Source organism: Ruegeria sp. CE6 (assembly GCF_056537485.1).
On record NZ_JBQFRR010000004.1, the window covers coordinates 205,479 to 226,466 of the forward strand.

At 59.2% G+C, this 20,988-nt stretch carries 22 protein-coding genes; 15 read left to right on the plus strand and 7 right to left on the minus strand.

Annotation, left to right across the window (positions count from 1 at the left end; genetic code table 11):
• Positions 1–119 precede the first annotated feature (119 nt).
• Positions 120–293 (plus strand): hypothetical protein, encoded by a 174-nt coding sequence (locus ACR0DK_RS17130; protein WP_170397300.1) that lies wholly within the window; start codon positions 120–122, stop codon positions 291–293.
• A gap of 2 nt (positions 294–295) precedes the next feature.
• Here the strand turns inward: ACR0DK_RS17130 and ACR0DK_RS17135 are convergent, their stop codons facing one another.
• Entirely contained in the window at positions 296–925 is a 630-nt protein-coding gene (locus ACR0DK_RS17135; protein ID WP_170397298.1) for a LysE family translocator, read from the minus strand.
• 284 nt (positions 926–1,209) lie between these two features.
• Between ACR0DK_RS17135 and ACR0DK_RS17140 the strand changes: the two genes are divergently transcribed.
• Positions 1,210–2,067, plus strand: coding sequence for an alpha/beta hydrolase (locus ACR0DK_RS17140; RefSeq protein WP_480737287.1), 858 nt, complete (start codon positions 1,210–1,212; stop codon positions 2,065–2,067).
• Between the two features lie 2 nt (positions 2,068–2,069).
• On the opposite strand, the gene ACR0DK_RS17145 is transcribed toward ACR0DK_RS17140, so the two are convergent.
• The gene (locus tag ACR0DK_RS17145; RefSeq protein ID WP_480592141.1) at positions 2,070–2,942 is read right to left on the minus strand and encodes an S-methyl-5'-thioadenosine phosphorylase; all 873 of its coding nucleotides are present in this window, start codon (positions 2,940–2,942) and stop codon (positions 2,070–2,072) included.
• Positions 2,943–3,147: 205 nt separating this feature from the next.
• Between ACR0DK_RS17145 and ACR0DK_RS17150 the strand changes: the two genes are divergently transcribed.
• Positions 3,148–4,782, plus strand: coding sequence for a SulP family inorganic anion transporter (locus ACR0DK_RS17150; protein WP_480737289.1), 1,635 nt, complete (start codon positions 3,148–3,150; stop codon positions 4,780–4,782).
• Between the two features lie 30 nt (positions 4,783–4,812).
• Here the strand turns inward: ACR0DK_RS17150 and ACR0DK_RS17155 are convergent, their stop codons facing one another.
• Positions 4,813–5,457, minus strand: coding sequence for a CatB-related O-acetyltransferase (locus ACR0DK_RS17155; RefSeq protein ID WP_480737291.1), 645 nt, complete (start codon positions 5,455–5,457; stop codon positions 4,813–4,815).
• Positions 5,457–6,062, minus strand: a complete 606-nt coding sequence (locus ACR0DK_RS17160) for a flavin reductase family protein (RefSeq protein ID WP_170397289.1) — start codon at positions 6,060–6,062, stop codon at positions 5,457–5,459. The genes ACR0DK_RS17155 and ACR0DK_RS17160 overlap by 1 nt, the downstream gene beginning before the upstream one ends.
• A 72-nt stretch (positions 6,063–6,134) precedes the next feature.
• On the opposite strand from ACR0DK_RS17160, the gene ACR0DK_RS17165 reads away from it, so the two are divergent.
• The 5 genes from ACR0DK_RS17165 (at position 6,135) to ACR0DK_RS17185 (ending at position 9,185) form a co-directional block, all read left to right on the plus strand.
• Complete coding sequence (locus tag ACR0DK_RS17165; protein ID WP_480737445.1) at positions 6,135–6,629, plus strand: GNAT family N-acetyltransferase; 495 nt, start codon at positions 6,135–6,137, stop codon at positions 6,627–6,629.
• Positions 6,630–6,682: 53 nt separating this feature from the next.
• Entirely contained in the window at positions 6,683–7,450 is a 768-nt protein-coding gene (locus ACR0DK_RS17170) for an EcsC family protein (protein WP_480737293.1), read from the plus strand.
• Positions 7,451–7,530: 80 nt separating this feature from the next.
• Entirely contained in the window at positions 7,531–8,016 is a 486-nt protein-coding gene (locus tag ACR0DK_RS17175; RefSeq protein ID WP_480737296.1) for an NUDIX hydrolase, read from the plus strand.
• Between the two features lie 71 nt (positions 8,017–8,087).
• Complete coding sequence (locus ACR0DK_RS17180) at positions 8,088–8,543, plus strand: DUF1178 family protein (RefSeq protein WP_480612782.1); 456 nt, start codon at positions 8,088–8,090, stop codon at positions 8,541–8,543.
• A gap of 3 nt (positions 8,544–8,546) precedes the next feature.
• On the plus strand, positions 8,547–9,185 hold the full coding sequence (locus ACR0DK_RS17185) for an SDR family NAD(P)-dependent oxidoreductase (RefSeq protein WP_480737299.1): 639 nt from the start codon (positions 8,547–8,549) through the stop codon (positions 9,183–9,185).
• Here ACR0DK_RS17185 and ACR0DK_RS17190 read toward each other — a convergent pair.
• On the minus strand, positions 9,179–9,535 hold the full coding sequence (locus tag ACR0DK_RS17190) for a hypothetical protein (RefSeq protein ID WP_170397277.1): 357 nt from the start codon (positions 9,533–9,535) through the stop codon (positions 9,179–9,181). The two genes, ACR0DK_RS17185 and ACR0DK_RS17190, sit on opposite strands and share 7 nt — an antisense overlap.
• Positions 9,536–9,690: 155 nt before the next feature.
• On the opposite strand from ACR0DK_RS17190, the gene ACR0DK_RS17195 reads away from it, so the two are divergent.
• The 6 genes from ACR0DK_RS17195 (at position 9,691) to ACR0DK_RS17220 (ending at position 18,516) form a co-directional block, all read left to right on the plus strand.
• On the plus strand, positions 9,691–10,929 hold the full coding sequence (locus ACR0DK_RS17195) for an aspartate kinase (protein WP_170397275.1): 1,239 nt from the start codon (positions 9,691–9,693) through the stop codon (positions 10,927–10,929).
• Between the two features lie 45 nt (positions 10,930–10,974).
• The gene (gene ptsP, locus ACR0DK_RS17200) at positions 10,975–13,218 is read left to right on the plus strand and encodes a phosphoenolpyruvate--protein phosphotransferase (protein WP_170511353.1); all 2,244 of its coding nucleotides are present in this window, start codon (positions 10,975–10,977) and stop codon (positions 13,216–13,218) included.
• 165 nt (positions 13,219–13,383) lie between these two features.
• A complete protein-coding gene (zwf, locus tag ACR0DK_RS17205) occupies positions 13,384–14,829 on the plus strand; it encodes a glucose-6-phosphate dehydrogenase (RefSeq protein ID WP_170466131.1) in 1,446 nt (481 codons plus the stop codon).
• A 2-nt stretch (positions 14,830–14,831) separates the two neighbouring features.
• On the plus strand, positions 14,832–16,637 hold the full coding sequence (edd, locus tag ACR0DK_RS17210) for a phosphogluconate dehydratase (RefSeq protein WP_480737303.1): 1,806 nt from the start codon (positions 14,832–14,834) through the stop codon (positions 16,635–16,637).
• Positions 16,638–16,641: 4 nt separating this feature from the next.
• Positions 16,642–17,274 (plus strand): bifunctional 4-hydroxy-2-oxoglutarate aldolase/2-dehydro-3-deoxy-phosphogluconate aldolase, encoded by a 633-nt coding sequence (locus ACR0DK_RS17215; RefSeq protein ID WP_170466124.1) that lies wholly within the window; start codon positions 16,642–16,644, stop codon positions 17,272–17,274.
• Between the two features lie 51 nt (positions 17,275–17,325).
• Entirely contained in the window at positions 17,326–18,516 is a 1,191-nt protein-coding gene (locus tag ACR0DK_RS17220) for an aminotransferase class V-fold PLP-dependent enzyme (RefSeq protein ID WP_170733246.1), read from the plus strand.
• Positions 18,517–18,597: 81 nt separating this feature from the next.
• On the opposite strand, the gene ACR0DK_RS17225 is transcribed toward ACR0DK_RS17220, so the two are convergent.
• A complete protein-coding gene (locus ACR0DK_RS17225) occupies positions 18,598–19,707 on the minus strand; it encodes a pyridoxal phosphate-dependent aminotransferase (RefSeq protein ID WP_480737304.1) in 1,110 nt (369 codons plus the stop codon).
• A 149-nt stretch (positions 19,708–19,856) separates the two neighbouring features.
• Between ACR0DK_RS17225 and ACR0DK_RS17230 the strand changes: the two genes are divergently transcribed.
• Positions 19,857–20,639 (plus strand): crotonase/enoyl-CoA hydratase family protein, encoded by a 783-nt coding sequence (locus ACR0DK_RS17230; RefSeq protein WP_170564757.1) that lies wholly within the window; start codon positions 19,857–19,859, stop codon positions 20,637–20,639.
• Here the strand turns inward: ACR0DK_RS17230 and ACR0DK_RS17235 are convergent, their stop codons facing one another.
• Positions 20,640–20,972, minus strand: a complete 333-nt coding sequence (locus ACR0DK_RS17235; RefSeq protein WP_480737305.1) for a DnaJ family domain-containing protein — start codon at positions 20,970–20,972, stop codon at positions 20,640–20,642. It abuts the gene before it with no gap.
• Between the last annotated feature and the right edge of the window lie 16 nt (positions 20,973–20,988).

Consider the following 20,988-nt stretch of genomic DNA (forward strand, 5'->3'; position numbering starts at 1 on the left):
ATGAAGGTTCATTGCTTTAATCTCACTTTTGCTGTTATGTGCCCGATATCTACATATTATATGCTGTGTATATACAATGCATCGCACTTAGAATCAAGGGCAGGACGGGGACTGGACGTGTGACCAAGAAAGATGGAAAGAAATCTACGAAGAAAAACAGTCAGTTGGTTTTGCGTCTCGACAAGGATGAGCGCGATGCATTCGTCGAGCTGTGCAGGGATCTGGACACCTCTGCCGCCCGCGAAATCCGCCGGTTTATCCGGGGGTTCATGAAGGAAAACGCTGAAAACTGAAATCACGCCGGGCGGCGCAGAACCGCTGTGGCGATGCCCATTCCTATCAGGGTCAACCCTCCGAACCGGGTCATGGTCGTGATGACATTCGCGCGTCCGATCATCCGGCGTAACTTGTCCGCCAGCAGCGCATAGGCCAGCGCGTTCAGCCCCGCGAGACCCACAAATGTTGCGATCAGGATCGCGAATTGCGGACCCAAAGGCTCGGCTGGACGCAAGAATTGCGGTACGAAAGCGATGAAGAAGGCAATGGACTTCGGGTTCAGCGCGGTGACTGCAGCGGCATGGCCAAAAACACTGCGGGCGGTCACGTCACGTTCGGTTTCAATTGCTTGCAGCCCGCCCGACGGCGCGCTGCGCAGGAGTTTGACACCCAGCCAGACCAGATAGGCTGCCCCAACCCATTTCAGCACGGTAAACAGTGTGGCAGAGGCCAGCACCAGCGCCCCCAGCCCCAGCAGCGACGCGGTCATCGCCACCAAATCCCCCAATGCGACCCCAGTGGCCGAGGCAACCGCCACACTGCGTCCTTTCGACAGCGCATAGCTAAGCACCAGCAACACGGTCGGGCCTGGGATCAGCAGCAGCGCGGTCGAAGCGGCCACAAAGGCCAGCCAGATTTCAATGGACATGGAGTATCCTATTAGAGTGTTTCCCACACCAAGCCTTGGCACGACGTATTGGTCAAGGCTTTGCGGGCACATTCTCGTGGTGAAACACCGGCTCCAACGGGTTGGCGTTCGGATTTGCGAAGCCGGGGTCGCCTAATTACCGAGGACATGGGGCAGGGAATTCAGGCATGCAATGCGATCTGGGATTGCCGCAACAGGTTTAAGATTGGATGAAGCTTGGCTTATGCATCTTGAAACGCCTCCAATGTACCCCACTCTCGCAATGCGACCCAAAGGAGGGAGCCATGGTTCAAACCCAACACGCTGAGGCCGATACCGGCCGCGCCAGATCCGGTGTCGAGCGCCTCAAAAGCATCTTGGTAGGACTGCTGTTGGCCGGGGCGATCTTGTATGCGGGCGTCCTCGGATACATGTTTTTCAACCAGCAATCTCTGCTGTACAAACCCGAAGGTACGTTACCGGATCCGGCTTCGGTGGGGTTGGCGGATGTTGATGCGCTGTCGCTGACAATGGCTGATGGTACTGCCCTGACGGTCTGGGCAGCACCCGCTGCAATCCCGGATGCACCGACCGTCCTATTCTTCCACGGCCAAAGCGGCAATCTGGGGGACCGTGCTGAACGGCTGCGCGAAATCCTCAACTCGGGCTACGGGCTGCTTGCCCCCAGCTATCGCGGCTTTCCGGGCAGCGAAGGCGAGCCTTCGGAACTGGCGCTGATCTCTGATGGAGTTCAGCTCTATGACAGGCTGGCGGGTCAGGGCGAAGCTGTGGTGCTGCACGGTCAGAGCCTCGGCACCGGCATTGCCGCCGCTGTGGCTGCCGAGCGTCCCGATGCAGAACTTCTGGTGCTTGAGGCCCCGTTCACTGCAACCGTTGATGTCGCGGCGGAACGCTATCCTTTCCTGCCGGTCTCAGCCTTGATGAGGGATCAGTTCGCCACACGTGACCTTATCGAACAGATCTCGGTGCCGACGTTGATTTTTCACGGCACCGAGGATGAAACTATTCCACTGCATCACGGAAAAGCTCTGGCCGAGATGTCCGATACCGCGCAGATTTACGTGATCCCCGACGGCACCCACAACGATTTGTGGTCGCGTGGCCTATGGGACGAGGTGCAAAAGAAACTGTCGCAGTACTGAGTTTATAACACCCGCCCAGCCACAGCATCCAGCTTGGCCAACAATTCCGGATCGCGCTTTTCAGGCGCGGTCAGGATGGCATACTCCAGCGCCCGGTCGCAGCCATGCGGGCAGGGCGCACGGTCGGTCCCCAGCATAGCGGGCAGACCTTTGACCAATGCCCGGCCTTTTTCCGCATTACCGGTCAGCGTGGCGATGATGGCGGCCACGTCGACTTCACCGTGATCAGGGTGCCAGCTGTCATAGTCGGTGACCATGGCAATTGAGGCATAACAAAGCTCGGCCTCGCGTGCGAGTTTCGCTTCGGGCATGTTGGTCATGCCGATCACGTCGCACCCCCATTGTTCGCGATATAATTTGGATTCCGCCAATGACGAGAATTGCGGTCCTTCCATCGCCAGATAGGTTCCACCTCGGTGGATGGTGATGCCAGCCGTCTTGCCTGCAGTCTCACAAGCGTCCGACAGGCGCGGGCAGGTCGGATGCGCGACACTGACATGGGCGACGCAGCCAGTCCCGAAAAAGCTCTTTTCACGGGCAAATGTTCGATCGATGAACTGATCCACGATCACGAAATCACCCGGCGCCAAATGTTCGCGGAACGACCCGCAGGCCGAGACCGAGATCACATCCGTTACGCCAAGCCGTTTCAACGCGTCGATATTGGCGCGATAGGGCACCTCGGTCGGCGAGTGCACATGTCCGCGACCGTGACGCGGCAAGAAGGCCATTTCGACCCCATCCAGCGACCCGGTCAGGATCTGATCCGACGGATCGCCCCATGGCGTTTCTACTGTGACCCACTCGGCATTCTCCAGACCATCGATGTCATAAATGCCCGATCCTCCAATGACGGCGATTTTTGTTTGGGTCACGAGTGCTCTCCATTGAAAATTCCTGCTGTGTGAGTTCTGCGGGCCACAGCACCTTTTGACAAGTGGGTTCAACGGTTTGTGTGCGCTTGGGTCAAGCTATGCGCACGGCGCATATCAGGGTCCCGCCTGGCGCGGTATCTCAAGACCGGTTTGACCGCTAGAAGGCCCCTTTCGCGCGAACAATACCGACCAACAGGACCGATCCATGCCCCGAGCCATGCTGGCAAGCTTTGCCAATCGTATAGCCAAACCCGATTTGCGCTGGGTACCGGATGAGGGATTGACCTTTTCCCGCCTGCGGATCGAACTGCTGTCCGGTCTCACCGTCGCCTTGGCGCTGGTCCCCGAAGCCGTGGCCTTTGCCTTTGTCGCCGGGGTGCACCCTCTGGTCGGGCTTTACGCAGCGTTTCTGGTCGGTCTGATCACTGCTTTGATCGGCGGTCGCCCCGGCATGATCTCGGGCGCGACCGGGGCGCTTGCGGTTGTCATGGTCGCACTGGTCGCACAACACGGGGTCGAATACCTGTTCGCAACGGTGGTGCTGATGGGGATTATGCAGATCATCGCAGGTGCGATGCATTGGGGCCGGTTCATCCGACTTGTGCCGCATCCGGTGATGCTGGGCTTTGTGAACGGCCTGGCGATTGTGATCTTTCTGGCGCAGCTGGGGCAATTCAAAGTGCCCGGAACCATGGAAAATACCGGCCACGGCATGGGCGGTGGCGAGTGGCTTTCAGGCCTACAGCTCTACACAATGCTGGGTCTGGTTGCTCTGACCATGGCTGTGATCTGGATCATGCCCCGCATCACCCGCGTCATCCCAGCGCCTCTGGCCGGGATTTTTGTTGTCGCTGCTTTGGTCATTGGCATTGGGCTGGACGTCCCGCGTGTCGGTGATCTGGCTTCGATCGAAGGCGGCCTGCCCAGCTTCCATATACCGATGGTGCCGCTGAACTGGGAGACCTTTGAAATCATGCTGCCCTATGCCCTGATCCTTGCCGCAATCGGTCTGATTGAATCCCTGCTGACGCTGAACCTTGTGGGTGAGATTACCGGCAAGCGCGGTGGTGCCTCGCAGGAATGTATCGCGCAAGGCACAGCGAACGTGGTCACTGGCTTCTTCGGCGGTATGGGCGGTTGTGCGATGATCGGTCAGTCGATGATCAACGTGAAGTCAGGCGGGCGCACGCGTATCGCAGGTATCGCTGCAGCGCTATTTCTGTTGCTCTTCATCCTCGTGGGTTCGCCTCTGATCGAGCAGATTCCACTGGCCGCACTTGTCGGTGTGATGTTCATGGTGGTGATCGGAACCTTCGCCTGGAATTCGCTGAAGATCATGCGCAAGGTGCCTTTGATGGATGCGTTCGTGATCGTACTGGTGACAGTCGTCACCGTGATGGAAGACCTTGCGGTGGCTGTTGTGGTAGGTGTGATTGTCTCTGCCCTGGCTTATGCATGGAATAACGCCAAACGCATCCACGCGGTTACGCGCGACTCGGAAACGGAAGAAGGGGCGAAGGTCTATGAAATTCAGGGCCCGCTGTTCTTTGGCTCGTCCGAGGGCTTCGTGGAGCTGTTCGACGTAACAAACGACCCCGAGACCGTCATCATCGACTTTGCAGCCAGCCGTGTCGTGGACCAATCCGCGCTGCAGGCTATCGAAAACATCGCCGCCAAATACGAAGCGGCTGGCAAACGCGTCATGCTGCGGCACCTGAGCCGTGACTGTCATACACTGCTGAACAAGGCCGGCCATCTGATGGTCGACAGCGATGATGACCCGGATTACGAACTGGCTGTGGATTATTCGGTCCGCACCGGTATTCTGGGCGGGCACTGAATACGCGAAAGGGCGGCCGGATTGGCCGCCTTATATCTCAGAAGCAATGCGCTCCAACGCATCGATATTGCCTGAAAGCAAGGCATCTTCGGCCCGAGTGATTGTTTCTGCGGGCCAATCCCACCATCGCAAGTCTTGCAGCCTTTCAATCACATCGTGATCAAAACGATAGCGCCGGACTTTTGCCGGATTTCCGGTAACGGCTGCATAGGGTGGAACCTGACCCCGCACGACCGAGCCTGCGCCAACAATCGCGCCATTTCCGATCTGCGCTCCGGGTAAAATCAAAGCTCCGTAACCGATCCAGACATCGTGCCCGATAACGGTATCACGTGTATCAGGCTGGTAGCCTGACATGCAATCCGGATCGAAGATTGGAAATGGAAAGCAGGTCAAGCCATCGGTCGCGTGATTTGCGGAGGCAGTGATAAACCTTACTCCATGAGCGATTTGGCAGAACTTGCCCAGCATCAGCTTTTCTTCTGAAAAGGGAAACAGATACGGTGCAAGCCGCTGCGCCCAGTCCTTCGGCGCATCGAAATCCGAAGCATAAGTGTAAGCTCCGGCCTCAAAGCGGGGATGATCGATGGCCTGAGACAGAAACACTGTTCCGTTGTGGCTAGAGCCGTCGGGCAGAACAATCGGATATCTGCGTGTAGGATCAGGCAGTGGCATTAGTCATCCGGGCGTGAAAGGCTGAACAATTCTGTCACCACAGAATAGTCCCGATAACCCAACCGCGCGAGCGGGTTGAATGAGGTCACGTCAAATTTGCCGTCACGGATGTGGTCATCGTGCAGGTGCACACCAGTGACCTCTCCGAACACCACCCGATTGGACTCACCCGGCAGAGTTACGATCTGGGTAAGTTTGCATTCCAGCGCTGCGGGCGCTCCCTCGACCCGAGAGCAATTTATGGTTTCGCATTCAACGGGTGTCAGCCCAGCATGAGTGAACTCGTCGACGTGCTTTCCCAAACCCTCTGAGCTGGCATTCATTGCGTCGCGATGCGCATGGGCCACCACGTTGACGCAGAATACCTTCGTGGCCTCGATATTGGCGATGCTGTCCTTGCCGCCATCCTGATCGTGTTTGGAGCCGGTTGAGGCGAACATCACCTGGGGCGGTGTATAAGCGACACCATTGAAGAAGGAATACGGGGCCAGGTTGTTGATCCCGTCAGCATCGCGCGTCGAAATCCAGCCGATAGGGCGTGGGGTTATGATGGCGTTGAAGGGGTTGTGTGGCAGGCCGTGGCCGTCTTCGGGGCGATAGAACATATGGACTCCAAGCGTTTGCCCAAGGCCTATCGAAGTGCTAGGGCGATTTCCAGCAAGGATAAGAGGGCGCGCGTGCAGCAATTCAAGATCAGGCCGGAAGAGCCGGAAGACTGGTGGGAGGTCGAAGCGCTCTATGACCTGTGCTTTGCTCCGGGGCGCGAGGCGTTGTCGTCTTATCGTCTGCGCGATGACGTGCCGCCTGTCGCTGGCCTGTCGCAGGTCGCGCGCGATGGGCAGGGCATTCTGGCTGGTGCAATCCGGTTTTGGCCCGTGCATGTGGGTGAACATGACGCGCTGCTGCTAGGTCCAGTGGCGGTCCACCCGACCCATCAAGGCGAAGGGTTGGGCGGATATCTGATCCATCAGGGGGTAGAGGCCGGACGCGCCAAAGGGTGGGATCGCGTCATGCTTGTGGGCGATGCGCCCTATTATGCCCGGTTCGGGTTCACCCCGCTGACGGGTGTCGAAATGCCCCCGCCCACCAACCCTGATCGCATACTGGGTTTGGAACTGACCCCCGGAGTTTGGTCCGGAATTCAGGGACTTGTTAGTCGCTGGACCCGTTGACCCATTGAAAACCCGCTGCAAAGTCCCGATGTTTTCAGGACAGGAGGGCACAGATGCAGGACGTGGTTCTTGTCGAAAAACTCGATCCCGAGGCCGAGCTTGATCGGCTTGCGCAGCTGTATGGTGCGGCAGGTGGCGTAGGAGTGAATCTGCTGAACAAGCTTGGTGGTTCGGCGGAATCCTTATTGGATCAGTTGCCTAAGCCGGTGCGAGAAGGTCTGACCGAAGCAACCGAACAGGCGCTTTGGCTTGCCATGCATGCGGCCGAAGGCTCTCGGCGTGCCGTGCCGGACCAGAAACCATGGGTCAACACAGTCTTGACTACTGCCATGGGCGCAGCCGGAGGTCTGGGTGGAGTGTCCACAGCACTTGTCGAGCTGCCCGCGACAACCGCCATGATGCTGCGCGCGATCCAAGGCGCAGCGATGCGGGAAGGGTTTGATCCGACCGCCGAGAACGTGAAATTCGACTCGATCCGAGTGTTGTCAGCCGCAGGTCCTTTGGCCGAGGATGACGGGGCTGATCTGGGCTTTTTCTCAATGCGCATGACCCTGACCGGACCGACCATGCAACGCCTCATTGCGATGGTGGCGCCGCGCCTGTCCGTAGTGCTGGGCCAGAAGCTGGCGGCGCAGTCTGTACCGTTGCTTGGGGCGCTTGCCGGGGGCGGTACAAATTTTGTCTATACTCGCTACTACCAGCAGATCGCGCATGTGCATTTTGGGCTGCGTCGATTGGCGATTGATGCCGACATCCCTCATGACGAGCTGGTGCGGCGCTTGTCGGGGCGGATGGCTCTTAATAAGGGCGCTTTCCCGTAAAGCTTGGCAGACTTTGCCGGATATGATAAATATCACTTTATAAACCGCAACATAAGCGGAGCGAGCAGTGGATATGAACCGTGTTTGACGGGCGCAGTAGTGGTGCGATTGCCGGGCTTTCGGCAGAAAACCTCTCCCTTTCCGGGGCGCTGCCTGTTTATGCTCAATCCGCTGCGCTTTGCTATCGAACCAATGATGACCTGCCAGAGATTTTGTTGATCACAACGCGCAGGGCGCGGCGCTGGATCATCCCGAAGGGGTGGTTGATCAACGGGCTGACCCCGTCTGAAACAGCCGCCCGCGAGGCCTGGGAAGAGGCTGGTGTTTTGGGGCAGTGCGGAAGCGAAAGCCTTGGTCGGTTTGCCTATATCAAGAACCGGCCTGGCAAGCCATCGGCGCTGTGTCTAGTTGATGTGTTTCCGCTGCATGTGCAGCGATTGGAGGCGCATTTTCCCGAAGCGGGTGAGCGCAGGCGCAAATGGGTTTCGCCCAAAAAGGCGTCATCGAAAGTGGCGTCGCCTGATCTCGCCGCGCTTTTGGGTGGATTCGGGCTGCACCGGCAGTAGCGCGACAAGATCAAGACTTGATATTGCCATGTTGGTCGGTATCTATTCGCCAACCGGATTTTGGATGTGATATGATTCAATACGCATTGAAATGCAGCAATGACCACAGCTTTGACAGTTGGTTTCAATCCGCAGCCGGCTTTGACAAACTGTCAGCGGCCGGGTTGGTAACCTGCGCGGTCTGCGGCTGCGACAAGGTGGAAAAGGCGGTGATGACACCGCGTGTCCGGCCTGCGCGCAAGGCGGTGACCGAGGTTGCACCAGAGCAGCCTTCTGCGGATGAGATCAGCATGGCAACACCTTCGCCCGAGATCGCTGAGGTCCTCAGCGAACTGCGTCGAAAGGTCGAGGAAAACTCGGACTATGTGGGCAAGGATTTCGCCAAAGAAGCCCGCAAAATCCATCTGGGGGATGCGCCCGAGCGCGCGATCTATGGTGAGGCCAAGCCCGAAGAGGCGCAATCTCTGATTGAAGACGGCGTGCCGGTCGCACCGCTGCCGTTTGTTCCTAGCCGCAAAACCAACTGACCCATGCACATCGTTGTTACGGGCGCGAACCGAGGGATCGGGAAAACCATTGCGGATCAGTATCGTGCAGAAGGTCATGAAGTGACCGGAACTGCCCGGGACGGTAGCGCAGATATCGTGCTGGATGTCACGGACCCAGAACAGCACGCTGCGATGGCCGAGCAACTGCGAGGCCGCCAGATTGACCTGCTGATCTGCAATGCGGGCGTTTATCTGGACAAAGGACACGACATTAGTGGCTATCCCGCCGAGATGTGGGCGCAAAGCTTTGCCGCCAACGTGACAGGCGTGTTTCTTACCATCCAGTCCTTGTTGCCGAACCTGCGAACCGCGCGGGGCCGGATCGCCATCGTTTCGTCTCAGATGGCGTCACATACGCGCGCGCCGGGTGGCAGCTATATCTACCGTGCGTCAAAGGCGGCGGCGCTGAATTTGGGCCGCAACCTAGCGACTGACCTACAGGCGGATGGCATTGCGGTGGGAATCTACCATCCGGGCTGGGTGCAGACGGACATGGGCGGATCTGCAGCAGAGATCACGGTCGATCAGGCGGCAAACGGCTTGATCGAGCGATTTGCGGCTCTCTCGCTCGATACTACCGGTTGTTTTGAAACCTGGGATGGTCGGGCGCACCCTTACTGAGAGTTCAGGGCCGCCTTGGGGATTTCGTAGACTTCACCGGGATCAATGAAGATCACCATGATATCACCGCGTGTCTCATAGGTCAGTTTCGATGTCGAACTGCTGGAATCCGGCACACCTTTGGTGAAGTAAATCCGCCGAACCTCGCCAGTGTTCAACTGAACCGCCAACGTCGCCGTTCCATCTTCGCGCTTCCGCAATTCGGCCGGACAACTGGCCAGTGTATCACCTGCCAATGCAGCGCATGGAACGGTGCCTAATGAGTTCTCGCCATCCGTTCCCGATAGGGTGGCCACTTGGGCATTTGCGGCAGTCGAAACCAGGCTTAGGGCAAGGGCAAAGCGGAACATTGAAATCCTCGTGGAATAAGACTTTGACCGAACGCTTACACCACGCACGACCAAAGTAAAGCACTGCGGTGCAGACTTTGCCCACTTGCCCTTGCGCCCCCCCTCGCATAAGAGGCACGGGATCAGAAATTCAAGGCGCGGAGACACTAGCCCCCATGCCCGTACTCGTGATGAAATTCGGCGGCACATCGGTCGCCAATCTGGACCGGATCCGCCGTGCTGCCAAACGGGTTGGTGTCGAGGTAGCCAAGGGCTATGACGTCATCGTCATCGTTTCGGCGATGTCCGGCAAGACCAACGAGCTGGTGGGCTGGGTCGATGAAATCTCTCCGCTCTATGACGCGCGCGAATATGATGCCGTTGTCTCCTCTGGTGAAAACGTTACAGCTGGCCTGATGGCGCTGACCCTGCAGGAAATGGACATCCCGGCGCGCAGCTGGCAGGGTTGGCAGGTGCCGCTGATCACCAACGGTGCCCATTCAGCGGCCCGGATCGAAGAAATCCCGCCCGAGAATATCAACCAGAAATTCGGCGAAGGGATGCGCGTTGCGGTGGTCGCGGGCTTCCAGGGCATCAGCCCCGAAGGTCGCATCACCACGCTGGGTCGGGGCGGTTCGGACACCACCGCCGTGGCTTTTGCTGCCGCTTTCGAAGCCGAGCGCTGCGACATCTATACGGATGTGGACGGTGTCTATACGACCGACCCGCGCATCTGTGAAAAGGCGCGCAAGCTGGACAAAATCTCGTTCGAGGAAATGCTCGAACTGGCCTCGCTGGGGGCCAAAGTGCTTCAAACCCGCTCGGTCGAGCTGGCGATGCGCTACAAGGTGAAACTGCGCGTTCTTTCAAGCTTTGAGGAACAATCCGACGAGGCCGGTACACTGGTCTGCGACGAGGAGGATATCATGGAATCCAATGTTGTGGCCGGTGTGGCCTATTCCCGCGACGAAGCCAAGATGACCGTCGTTTCGGTGGCGGACCGTCCCGGCATCGCCTCGATCATCTTTACCGCGCTCAGCGACGAGGGCGTGAACGTGGACATGATCGTCCAGAATATCTCGGACGAAGGGCGCACCGACATGACCTTCTCCTGTCCGACCAATCAGGTCTCCCGCGCCGAAAAGGCATTGCTGGCGATCAAGGATCAGGGTGAGCTGAACTACGCCGAACTGGTTGCGGATGAGGACGTTTGCAAGGTCTCAGTTGTCGGGATCGGCATGCGTTCGCAATCCGGTGTTGCGGCCAAGATGTTCAAGATTCTCTCGGATGAGGGGATTAACATCAAGGTCATTACAACCTCCGAGATCAAAATTTCCGTCCTGATCGACAGGAAATACATGGAACTTGCGGTTCAGGCACTGCATGATGCCTTTGAACTGGACAAGGCGGCCTGAGCTTTCAGCCAAGTGTCCTGTCTGAAACCGTAACGTGGGTGGGCCATGGCGGAAGGCACGGAAACAGAATCTCGCAAGTTGCTGGGACGGCTGCGCGAAGAAATGGCGAGTGAAGCCGCCGGTCAGGAACGTCTTGACCGGATCACGCACCTGATCGCCGACAGTACCGGTCGCGAAGTTTGCTCGATCTACCTGTTTCGGGATGAGGATACGCTTGAACTGTGCGCCACCGAAGGTCTGTCCCCAGAAGCGGTGCACAAGACGCGGATGCGTATGGGCGAAGGGCTGGTCGGTCGCGTCGCCAAATCTGGCAAGGTGGTGAATACGGCGGACGCGCCCTCGGCCAAGGGCTTTCGGTACATGCCGGAAACCGGCGAGGAACGGTATTCGTCCTTTCTTGGTGTGCCGGTACAGCGTCTGGGTCAGAAACTGGGCGTGCTGGTGGTTCAGTCCCGGGACGCGCGCGAGTTTTCGGCGGATGAGGTTTATGCGCTGGAAGTTGTCGCGATGGTTCTGGCCGAAATGGCCGAACTGGGCGCGTTCGTCGGCGAAGGCGCGGCCTTGTCACCGCTGCACCAGCAATCGGTGCAACTTACCGGTGGCCCGGCGCAGGAGGGATCTGCTGAAGGTCATGTCTGGCTGCATGAACCTCGTGTTGTTGTCACCAATCCCATTGCCGAAGACCCGCATCGTGAGCGTGAGCGGCTGACCGAGGCCGTTGAAGAGCTACGCGTCGGCGTCGACAAGATGCTTGAGATTTCTCAGGGCGGCGACAAAGAGCAGTTGCAGGTTCTGGAAGCCTACCGGATGTTCGCCAACTCCAAGGGTTGGATGCGCCGGATGGAGGAGGACATCGCTCTTGGTCTCAGCGCTGAGGCGGCGGTCGAGAAAGAACAATCTCAGGCGCGGGCCCGCATGGGGCAGGTCACCGATCCGTATTTACGTGAACGGTTGGCCGATCTGGACGACCTCAGCAATCGGTTGCTGCGAATTTTGACTGGACAGGGCAACGGCAACGGGGCTGACCTGCCGCCCGATCCGATCCTAATTGCGCGAAATATCGGCCCCGGTGATCTGCTGGAATATGGCCGTTCTCTCAAAGGGATCGTATTGGAAGAAGGCTCGGTCGGAAGCCATGCCACTATCGTGGCGCGCGCGTTGGCGATCCCACTGGTGGTGCATGTAGGCCGCATCACCACCGAAGCGCTGAATGGCGATCACATATTGGTGGATGGGGATAGCGGTGTCGTACATCTGCGCCCCGAGGACACCGTCGTTAGTGCTTTCCGTGATAAAATCGCGATGGAAGCCAAGGCGCAGGAACGCTACGCCTCGATCCGTGAAACGCCCACCGTCACGCAGGATGGTGCGCGAATCAACATGGTGATGAACGCGGGCCTGATGGCCGATTTGCCCTCGCTTAGTACCTCTGGCGCCGAAGGAGTGGGCCTGTTCCGCACCGAACTGCAGTTTCTGATCCGCAATCAGATGCCCAAGCGATCCGAGCTGGTGACGCAATACAAACGTGTCCTGGATGCTGCGGGCGAAAAGCGCGTGGTGTTCCGCACGCTCGATATCGGGTCAGATAAGGTTCTGCCTTATATGAAACATGTGGAAGAGCCGAACCCGGCGCTGGGCTGGCGGGCGATCCGGGTGGGTCTGGACAAGCGCGGCGTGATGCGGATGCAGTTGCAGGCGCTGATCCGGGCCGCCGATGGCCGCCCCCTGACGATCATGTTCCCGTTTGTCGCGCAGGCTGACGAATTCCGTGAGGCGCGCTGGGAGGTCAAGAAAACGATCGAGCGTGAACGGCGCCTGGGCCATGTACTGCCTGAATCGCTCGAAGTGGGGGCGATGCTGGAAACGCCTTCGCTGGCCTTTGCGCCGCAGAAGTTCTTTGACGAAGTCGGCTTTATCTCGATCGGTGGGAACGACCTGAAACAGTTTTTCTTCGCCGCCGACCGCGAAAATGAACTGGTTCGCCGTCGCTACGATACGCTGAATGTCAGCTTTCTGAGTTTCATTGAACGTATCGTTGAGAGATGCTCGATCTCGGACACACCGCTCAGCTTCTGTGGCGAAGATGCCGGTCGCCCGGTCGAGGCGCTGTGTCTCGCGGCCATGGGCATCCGTACCCTTTCGATGCGCCCGGCCTCAATCGGGCCGGTCAAAAGCCTGTTGTTGCGGTCGAACCTTCAGGATGTGCGTAAAATTATCGCCGATGCCCGCCATCGTGGAGAACAATCCGTGCGTCCGGCGGTGATGGACTGGCTGCGGACGCAGTCCTGACTGATCTTCCGCGATGCCCGCTGCAAATCCGCGCTTGATTTTTGCGCTCAGGTTTTCTATTCAGCCGGTGAATGTTAGCGATAACATAGCTAATGACGCACATGCGTTTTAATCCCGGGCTGAAACCTCGCTTATGCTGGCGGGGAATTCGAAAGGAGCCTTGCAATGGTCTCACGCGTAATTCCGGTAGATCCGTTCGACCTTGTGTTGTTCGGCGCGACGGGCGATTTGGCGCAGCGTAAAATCCTGCCGGGCCTCTATCATCGCTTCGAAGTCGGCCAGATGCCTGAGAATGCGCGCATCATTGGAACCGCCCGATCCGACATGGACAGCGACGGGTTCCGTGAACAGCTGCGTGCGTCGATGCAAGAGTTTGCGCCGGGTTTTAAAAAGGATACGCTTGATCGCTTTCTGTCCCGCGTCGAGTATGTTCCGGTAGATGCGCTTGGCGATGCGGGTTGGTCTGACCTTGCGAAAACGCTGCGACCGGATGTGGTACGCGCTTTCTATCTGTCAGTAGGCCCAAGCCTTTTCTCGGGCATCGCCCAACGTCTGAACGAGCACGGCCTGTCCACACCTGACAGTCGTATCGTGGTCGAGAAACCCTTTGGTCACGATCTGGCATCAGCCAAAGCGTTGAACGAAGGGCTGCGGGCCTGTTTTGAAGAACATCAGATTTACCGGATCGATCATTATCTGGGCAAGGAAACCGTGCAGAACCTGATGGCGCTGCGCTTTGCCAATTCGCTTTTCGAACCGCTCTGGAACGCCACTCATGTTGATAACGTCCAGATCACCGTGGCCGAAACCGTGGGCGTCGAAGGGCGCGGTGCTTATTATGATCAGTCCGGCGCGATGCGGGACATGATCCAGAACCATCTGGTTCAATTGCTGTGCCTGACGGCGATGGAACCGCCTTCGAAATTCTCACCCAACGCGGTGCGCGATGAGAAAGTCAAAGTGATCGAAGCGCTGGAGCCGGTGGAACCCAAGGATATCGCTCGTGGTCAGTACCGCACCGAAAAAGGGGGCGATGGCTATCTGGATCACGTCGGCAACCCCGCCAGCCGTACCGAAAGTTTCATTGCGCTGAAGGCGCATATCGGCAACTGGCGCTGGGCCGGTGTCCCGTTTTATCTGCGGACCGGCAAGCGCCTGCGCGCACGTGAATCCGAGATTGCAGTGTTCTTTCGCGATCCGCCGCATACGATTTTTCCGAATGTCGGACCATTGCATGGCAACGTGCTGGTGATCCGCCTGCAACCGGACGAAGGCATCACGCTCCGCACCACCATCAAGGAACCGGGGCAGGGCGGGTTCCGCCTGTCCGACGTTGCACTCGATATGAGTTTCGCTGATGCGCTGGGCGATGACGGCCAATCCCCGGATGCCTATGAACGCCTGATCATGGATGTCATCCGCGGCGACCAGACTTTGTTCATGCGCGGCGATGAGGCCGAGGCCGCATGGGCCTGGGTCGATCCCATCATTCACGGCTGGGAAGAGCGTGGCGATAAGCCCGCGAAATACGATCAGGGCAGCTCGGGGCCTGAAGAAGCATTGATGCTGATGCATCGCGATGGGCGCCGCTGGCGTCAGATCGGAGGGTAATCATGGTCAACACAGTTATATCCGACGTCACCAAACGCATCATCGACCGCAGCGCCGATCTGCGTGGTCCGCATCTTGAACGAATGGAGCAGGCCAAATCCAAGGGCCCTGCGCGTGCGCACCTGTCCTGCAGCGGGCAGGCCCACGCCTATGCCGGGGCGGGCGAAGATCAGGACTTCATGGCCACCGGCACGGCTGGCAATCTGGGGATCGTCACCGCCTATAACGATATGCTCTCGGCCCATCAGCCTTTCGAACGCTACCCGGCTCTGATCCGCGATGCGATCCGAGCAGCAGGCGGCACAGCGCAGGTTGCAGGCGGCGTGCCAGCCATGTGCGACGGCGTCACGCAAGGCGAGGCGGGGATGGAACTATCTCTGTTCTCGCGCGATGTGATCGCGCTGGCGACCGGAGTGGCGCTAAGCCACAACACTTATGACGCCGCCGTTTTCCTGGGCGTCTGTGACAAGATCGTACCCGGCCTGATCATCGGCGCGCAAGCCTTTGGGCATCTTCCTGCCGTCTTCCTGCCTGCAGGTCCGATGACCAGTGGCCTGCCGAATGACGAAAAGGCCAAGGTCCGCCAAAAATTCGCTGCCGGAGAAGTCGGCCGCGATGAATTGATGAAGGCCGAGATGGCCGCTTATCATGGCCCCGGCACCTGCACCTTCTACGGCACCGCCAACACCAATCAGATGCTGATGGAGTTCATGGGTCTGCACCTGCCGGGCTCCAGCTTCGTCAATCCCAACACGCCCCTGCGCGATGCGCTGACCGAAGAAGGTGCGCGCCGCGCCCTTTCCCTTAGTGCACTAGGCAATCACTACACACCGGTCTGCCAGATCCTTGATGAGCGCGCTTTCGTCAATGGCATCGTCGGCCTGATGGCCACCGGCGGTTCCACTAACCTACTGATCCACCTGATCGCCATGGCGCGTGCCGGTGGTATCGTGCTGGACTGGGAGGATTTTTCCGACATCTCCGCTGTCGTGCCTTTGGTCGCGCGCGTCTATCCCAACGGTCTGGCAGACGTGAACCACTTCCACGCTGCGGGTGGCCTGGGCTTTGCCATCGGCACGCTGCTGGAAGATGGCTTGCTGCACCCCGATACGCTCACTGTCGCGGGGCAGGGCCTGCACAACTACACCAAAGAACCCAAGCTGAAAGACGGCGAGTTGGTCTGGGAAGAGGGCGCGGGCTACAGTCTGAACGAAAAGATCGTCCGCCCGGCTAAAGACCCGTTCCAACCCACGGGCGGGCTCTCTCGCTTGACAGGCAATCTGGGCACAGGGGTCATGAAGGTGTCGGCTGTAGCACCTGAACACCAAGTGGTCGAAGCGCCCGTGCGTGTATTCCACGACCAGAACGCCGTTAAAGCCGCTTTCAAAGCCGGAGAATTCACCGATGACGTCATCGTTGTTGTTCGCTTCCAAGGGCCAAAAGCCAACGGTATGCCTGAACTTCATTCGCTGACACCGATCCTGTCGATCCTGCAGGGCAGGGGGCAGAAGGTGGCTCTGGTCACCGATGGCCGTATGTCGGGCGCATCCGGCAAAGTGCCCGCCGCCATCCATGTCTGCCCCGAGGCGCTGGATGGTGGACCGATCGCCTATCTGCAAGACGGCGACCAGTTGCGCGTTGATGCGGTCAAGGGCGAGTTGGAAATCCTGACCCCTGGTGTTCTCGACCGCAATCCGGCCACCGCCGACCTTACGGCAAACCAACACGGCGTTGGCCGTGACCTCTTCGGCGCCTTCCGTCAGAATGTCGGCTCAGCCGACACCGGCGCCAGCATTTTCGGAGTGTAACCCAATGTCCAAAACCCAACGCACCCGCGAGATCTGCGCGCTGGCCCCGATTGTTCCAGTCCTGGTCGTCGACGACGCGGCCCATGCGCGCCCGTTGGCCGAAGCTTTGGTCGCCGGTGGCCTCCCGGCGCTTGAAGTCACCTTGCGCACTCCCGCCGCGCTCGACGCGATCCGCGCCATGGCCGACGTCCCCGGCGGTGTTGTTGGGGCGGGTACACTGGTCACACCCGAAGATGTCCGCGCTGTCAAAGAGGCTGGCGCTCAGTTCGGCGTCTCGCCCGGTGCAACCGATGCCCTGATCGCCGCCTGCGAAGCCGAAGGTCTGCCCCTTCTCCCCGGTGCGGCTACTGCAAGCGAAGCCATGGCTCTGCTGGAAAAGGGCTATGACATGCTGAAATTCTTCCCCGCCGAGGCCTCAGGAGGGGCTCCCGCCCTAAAAGCGATCGGCGCACCGCTACCGCAGATCACCTTCTGCCCAACTGGTGGCGTATCGCCGTCAAATGCCCTCGATTACCTGTCACTGTCGAATGTTGTCTGCGCCGGCGGCAGCTGGGTCGCGCCGAAGCAGATGGTTCAAAACGGTGATTGGTCCGGGATCGAAACACTTGCCCGCGAGGCCGCCAGTCTGCTGGATTGACGCCGCAGGGCAAGACGCTAGGGTAGGCCTCAATTCAAACAGGTTGCCCTCATGACAAACCAAACCTCCCTCGCGCATGGGCGCGAGTATCTGGCCATCCCCGGCCCTTCGGTCATGCCCGATACGGTGCTGCAAGCGATGCACCGTCCGTCGCCCAATATCTATGACGGTGAATTGATCGAGATGATGCCCGCGCTCACCCGAGATCTGAAACGCGTTGCCGGAACTCAGCACAACGTCGCCATCTATATCGCTAATGGTCACGGTACATGGGAGGCTGCGCTTTCCAACGTCATTGCACCCGGTGAAACCGTGCTTGCCCCGGCCTCTGGCCGATTCACCCACGGTTGGGCCGAGATGGCCGAAGGAATCGGCGCCAAGGTTGACCTGATCGATTTCGGAATGTCCTCGCCCTGGGATCTTGACCGCATCGCCGAGGCCCTGCGTAACGATACCAGCCACAAGATCAAAGCGGTCCTTGCGGTCCACGTCGATACCTCCACTTCGATCCGCAACGATATCCCGGCCCTGCGCGCCTTGCTCGACGACCTCGGCCACCCTGCTTTGCTGATGGCCGATTGTATCGCATCCATGGGCTGCGACCGGTTTGAGATGGACGCCTGGGGCGTCGACGTCACTGTCACGGCTTGCCAAAAGGGGCTTATGACCCCGGCGGGCACCGGCTTTGTCTTCTTCAACGACAAGGCGCAAGCCAAGCGCGCCACAATGCCCCGCGTCTCGCATTATTGGGACTGGCAACCACGCGCCAATCCAGATCTGTTCTATCAGTATTTTAACGGCACCGCGCCAACCCACCACCTGTATGGCCTGCGCGCCGCGCTCGACTTGATCCATGGCGAAGGGATCGAACAGGTCTGGGCCCGCCACGAACACCTGGCAACGGCCATCTGGGCCGCCTGTGAAATCTGGGCGCAAGGTGGCGCGCTGCATTTCAACGTCGCCGACCCGGCCCATCGCAGCCACGCGGTCACTGCCCTCCGCCTGACCGAGGGGCGCGGCACGCCGCTGCGCAGCTATACCGAAACCCAACTGGGTCTGACGCTGGGCATCGGTCTGGGAATGGAGGATTGGGACGGCTGCTTCCGCCTTGGCCACATGGGGCACGTAAACGCTCAAATGGTCATGGCCATGCTGGGTGGCGTCGAAACCGCTATGGCTGCGCTCGATATCCCCCGTGGTCAGGGTGCGCTCGAAGCCGCCGCCGCGACGCTGGCCGGATAAGCCCGATCCGCCTCTTCATCTGGCCCGAAATACCTTCGGGGGAAATCGCGCATGGGCGCGATAGGGGGCAGACAGCCCCCTTTACGAGGCTCGGGCTTTTGCCAAGGCCGTGGGCAGAGCAGCTTCAAACGCCGCCATTTCCGCCTCACCTCCGCAGCTGACCCGAATGCACCGGTTCTGGGGCGCGGCAAATGGCATCCGCACGAACACGCCTTGTTCAACGAGCGTGTCCAACACGGCCTTGGCAAACACCCCATCGCGCCCACAATCAATCGCCACAAAGTTTGTCGCAGACGGCAAAGGCACCAGACCATTCGACCGTGAAATCTCTTCGATGCGGTTCCGGGACCCGGCAATCCTTTGCTGCACATGCGTCAGCCAATCTTCATCTTTTAGCGCGGCCAATGCCCCTGCCTGCGCGGCTCGGTTCATGCCGAAATGGTTGCGCACTTTGTTGAAGCTCGCAATCAACTCGGACGAGCCGATAGCGTAGCCTACCCGCGCCCCGGCCATGCCATAAACCTTGGAAAACGTTCGCATCCGGATCACACGTGAATCATCAGCAGCGACAGGTGCAGCGGTCCCCTCGGGCGCGCATTCGACATATGCCTCGTCAAGAACCACCAAACAGCCCTCTGGCAAAGCCTCCAGAGCGGACACGATATCCTCACCTGAATGCCATGTTCCCATCGGGTTGTCCGGGTTGGCCAGATAGACCAACTTGGCGTCTACCTCCGCCGCTTTGGCGAACAGTGCCGTCGGGTCCTCGTGATCGTCGCGGTAGGGGACCTTGTGCAATACCCCACCAAACCCGGCCACGTGGTAATTGAAAGTCGGATAAGCTCCATCCGAAGTCACAACTGCATCGCCGTGACCAACCAGCAGGCGCACCAGATAGCCCAGCAACCCGTCAATGCCTTCGCCAACCACGATATTTTCAGGCGCAACCCCATGATGTACCGCCAGCGCATGGCGTAGTTCGTAATTCTCGGGATCGCCATACATCCATATCTCGCCTGCGGCCCGTTGCATTGCATCGATGGCGCGCGGGGACGGGCCAAACACGCTTTCATTCGCACCGATCCGGGCCACGAAGGGCGCGCCACGTTGGCGCTCCTGCGTTTCGGGGCCGACAAAAGGCACGGTCGCGGGCAGTGTGAGGGCAAGCGGGGTATAACGAGGACCAGTCATGGCCGCAGATAAGCGCAACCGATCAGGCGGGGCAAGCCTTGCCAGAAGTTCAAAGGAGGCTTCGGATGCGCGGTTTGCCCTGACGTCGCTGTGGCGCTGCTGGCGTCTTGCTGGCATGTTTATACAGCAAATCACGCCCCGGAGGTCCCATGTCCCGCGTATCCATCGAATACAAAGACCACATCGCACGTGTCACGCTGACCCGTGGCGACAAGATGAACGCGCTGGACGATGCGATGATCAAGGCGATCCTTTCGGCCGGTCAAGAGGTCGCCGCAGCCGACATCCGCGCGGTGGTGCTATCGGGGGAAGGCAAAAGCTTTTGCGCTGGGCTCGATATGGCCAGCTTTGCCAGCATGGCGCACACAGACCCAAGCGAATGGCTGATGACCCGCAGCCACGAAGATGCCAACGAAATGCAGGAACTTGCCTTGATCTGGCGGCGCGTCCCGGTGCCGGTGATCTGCGCTATTCAAGGCGTCGCCTATGGCGGTGGGCTACAGATCGCGCTGGGTGCTGACATCCGCATCGCGCATCCCGAAGCCAAGCTGGCAGTGATGGAGATGAAATGGGGCATTATCCCCGACATGGGCGGCATGGTTCTGCTGCCAGAGCTCGTGCGCTCGGACGTGCTGCGCCTGCTGACCTATACCGCCCGCCCTATCGGAGCGCCACAGGCGGCAGATTGGGGGCTTGTTACCAAACTGTCGGATGATCCCCTGACCGAAGCGCTGGCGCTGGCCGAGGACATCGCGGGTAAAAGCCCGTCCGCCATCCGCGCCGCCAAACGGTTGATTGATGTGGCCGAAACCCGTGACCGTGCTGATGTGCTGTTGGCCGAATCTACCGAACAGGTCGACCTGATCGGTAAGTCGGATCAAATGGAAGTTGTCATGGCACAGATGCAGGGCCGAAAGCCCGAGTTCAAATGATCACCGCATGAATGCGCGCCGTGCATCGCGGGCCATGTTGTATCGCATCTCAAGATCAGCAATCTTTTTCATTGCTGCCCTGCGGTCCTGATTGTCAGTCAGCGCTGCAAACTCCTTGCGGGCGGCGTCGAGCTGTTTCTTGATGTCGAACTCCTCGGGCAGAACTCCGGCCTGCGCCATTATCCGATGACCCGCAGCAATGACGGGATCGCCTTGTACCTCGCCCGAGCGGTCGGGTAACGGGGCACCTTCGCCTTCAAGACCCTGCAGTTGGCCTTCGGCCTGCGCCTTTTTGATCTGGCGTTCAATCAGTTTTCCAAGCGATCCGAACATGCACTTATTTTACCGC

Excerpts from the sequence above, each read along its gene's own strand:
- ACR0DK_RS17135 (WP_170397298.1), bottom strand. The coding sequence starts at position 925 with ATGTCCATTGAAATCTGGCTGGCCTTTGTGGCCGCTTCGACCGCGCTG.
- ACR0DK_RS17140 (WP_480737287.1), top strand. The coding sequence starts at position 1,210 with ATGGTTCAAACCCAACACGCTGAGGCCGATACCGGCCGCGCCAGATCC.
- ACR0DK_RS17150 (WP_480737289.1), top strand. The coding sequence starts at position 3,148 with ATGCCCCGAGCCATGCTGGCAAGCTTTGCCAATCGTATAGCCAAACCC.
- ACR0DK_RS17155 (WP_480737291.1), bottom strand. The coding sequence starts at position 5,457 with ATGCCACTGCCTGATCCTACACGCAGATATCCGATTGTTCTGCCCGAC.
- ACR0DK_RS17160 (WP_170397289.1), bottom strand. The coding sequence starts at position 6,062 with ATGTTCTATCGCCCCGAAGACGGCCACGGCCTGCCACACAACCCCTTC.
- ACR0DK_RS17170 (WP_480737293.1), top strand. The coding sequence starts at position 6,683 with ATGCAGGACGTGGTTCTTGTCGAAAAACTCGATCCCGAGGCCGAGCTT.
- ACR0DK_RS17180 (WP_480612782.1), top strand. The coding sequence starts at position 8,088 with ATGATTCAATACGCATTGAAATGCAGCAATGACCACAGCTTTGACAGT.
- ACR0DK_RS17185 (WP_480737299.1), top strand. The coding sequence starts at position 8,547 with ATGCACATCGTTGTTACGGGCGCGAACCGAGGGATCGGGAAAACCATT.
- ACR0DK_RS17190 (WP_170397277.1), bottom strand. The coding sequence starts at position 9,535 with ATGTTCCGCTTTGCCCTTGCCCTAAGCCTGGTTTCGACTGCCGCAAAT.
- ACR0DK_RS17195 (WP_170397275.1), top strand. The coding sequence starts at position 9,691 with ATGCCCGTACTCGTGATGAAATTCGGCGGCACATCGGTCGCCAATCTG.
- ptsP (WP_170511353.1), top strand. The coding sequence starts at position 10,975 with ATGGCGGAAGGCACGGAAACAGAATCTCGCAAGTTGCTGGGACGGCTG.
- zwf (WP_170466131.1), top strand. The coding sequence starts at position 13,384 with ATGGTCTCACGCGTAATTCCGGTAGATCCGTTCGACCTTGTGTTGTTC.
- edd (WP_480737303.1), top strand. The coding sequence starts at position 14,832 with ATGGTCAACACAGTTATATCCGACGTCACCAAACGCATCATCGACCGC.
- ACR0DK_RS17215 (WP_170466124.1), top strand. The coding sequence starts at position 16,642 with ATGTCCAAAACCCAACGCACCCGCGAGATCTGCGCGCTGGCCCCGATT.
- ACR0DK_RS17220 (WP_170733246.1), top strand. The coding sequence starts at position 17,326 with ATGACAAACCAAACCTCCCTCGCGCATGGGCGCGAGTATCTGGCCATC.
- ACR0DK_RS17225 (WP_480737304.1), bottom strand. The coding sequence starts at position 19,707 with ATGACTGGTCCTCGTTATACCCCGCTTGCCCTCACACTGCCCGCGACC.
- ACR0DK_RS17230 (WP_170564757.1), top strand. The coding sequence starts at position 19,857 with ATGTCCCGCGTATCCATCGAATACAAAGACCACATCGCACGTGTCACG.
- ACR0DK_RS17235 (WP_480737305.1), bottom strand. The coding sequence starts at position 20,972 with ATGTTCGGATCGCTTGGAAAACTGATTGAACGCCAGATCAAAAAGGCG.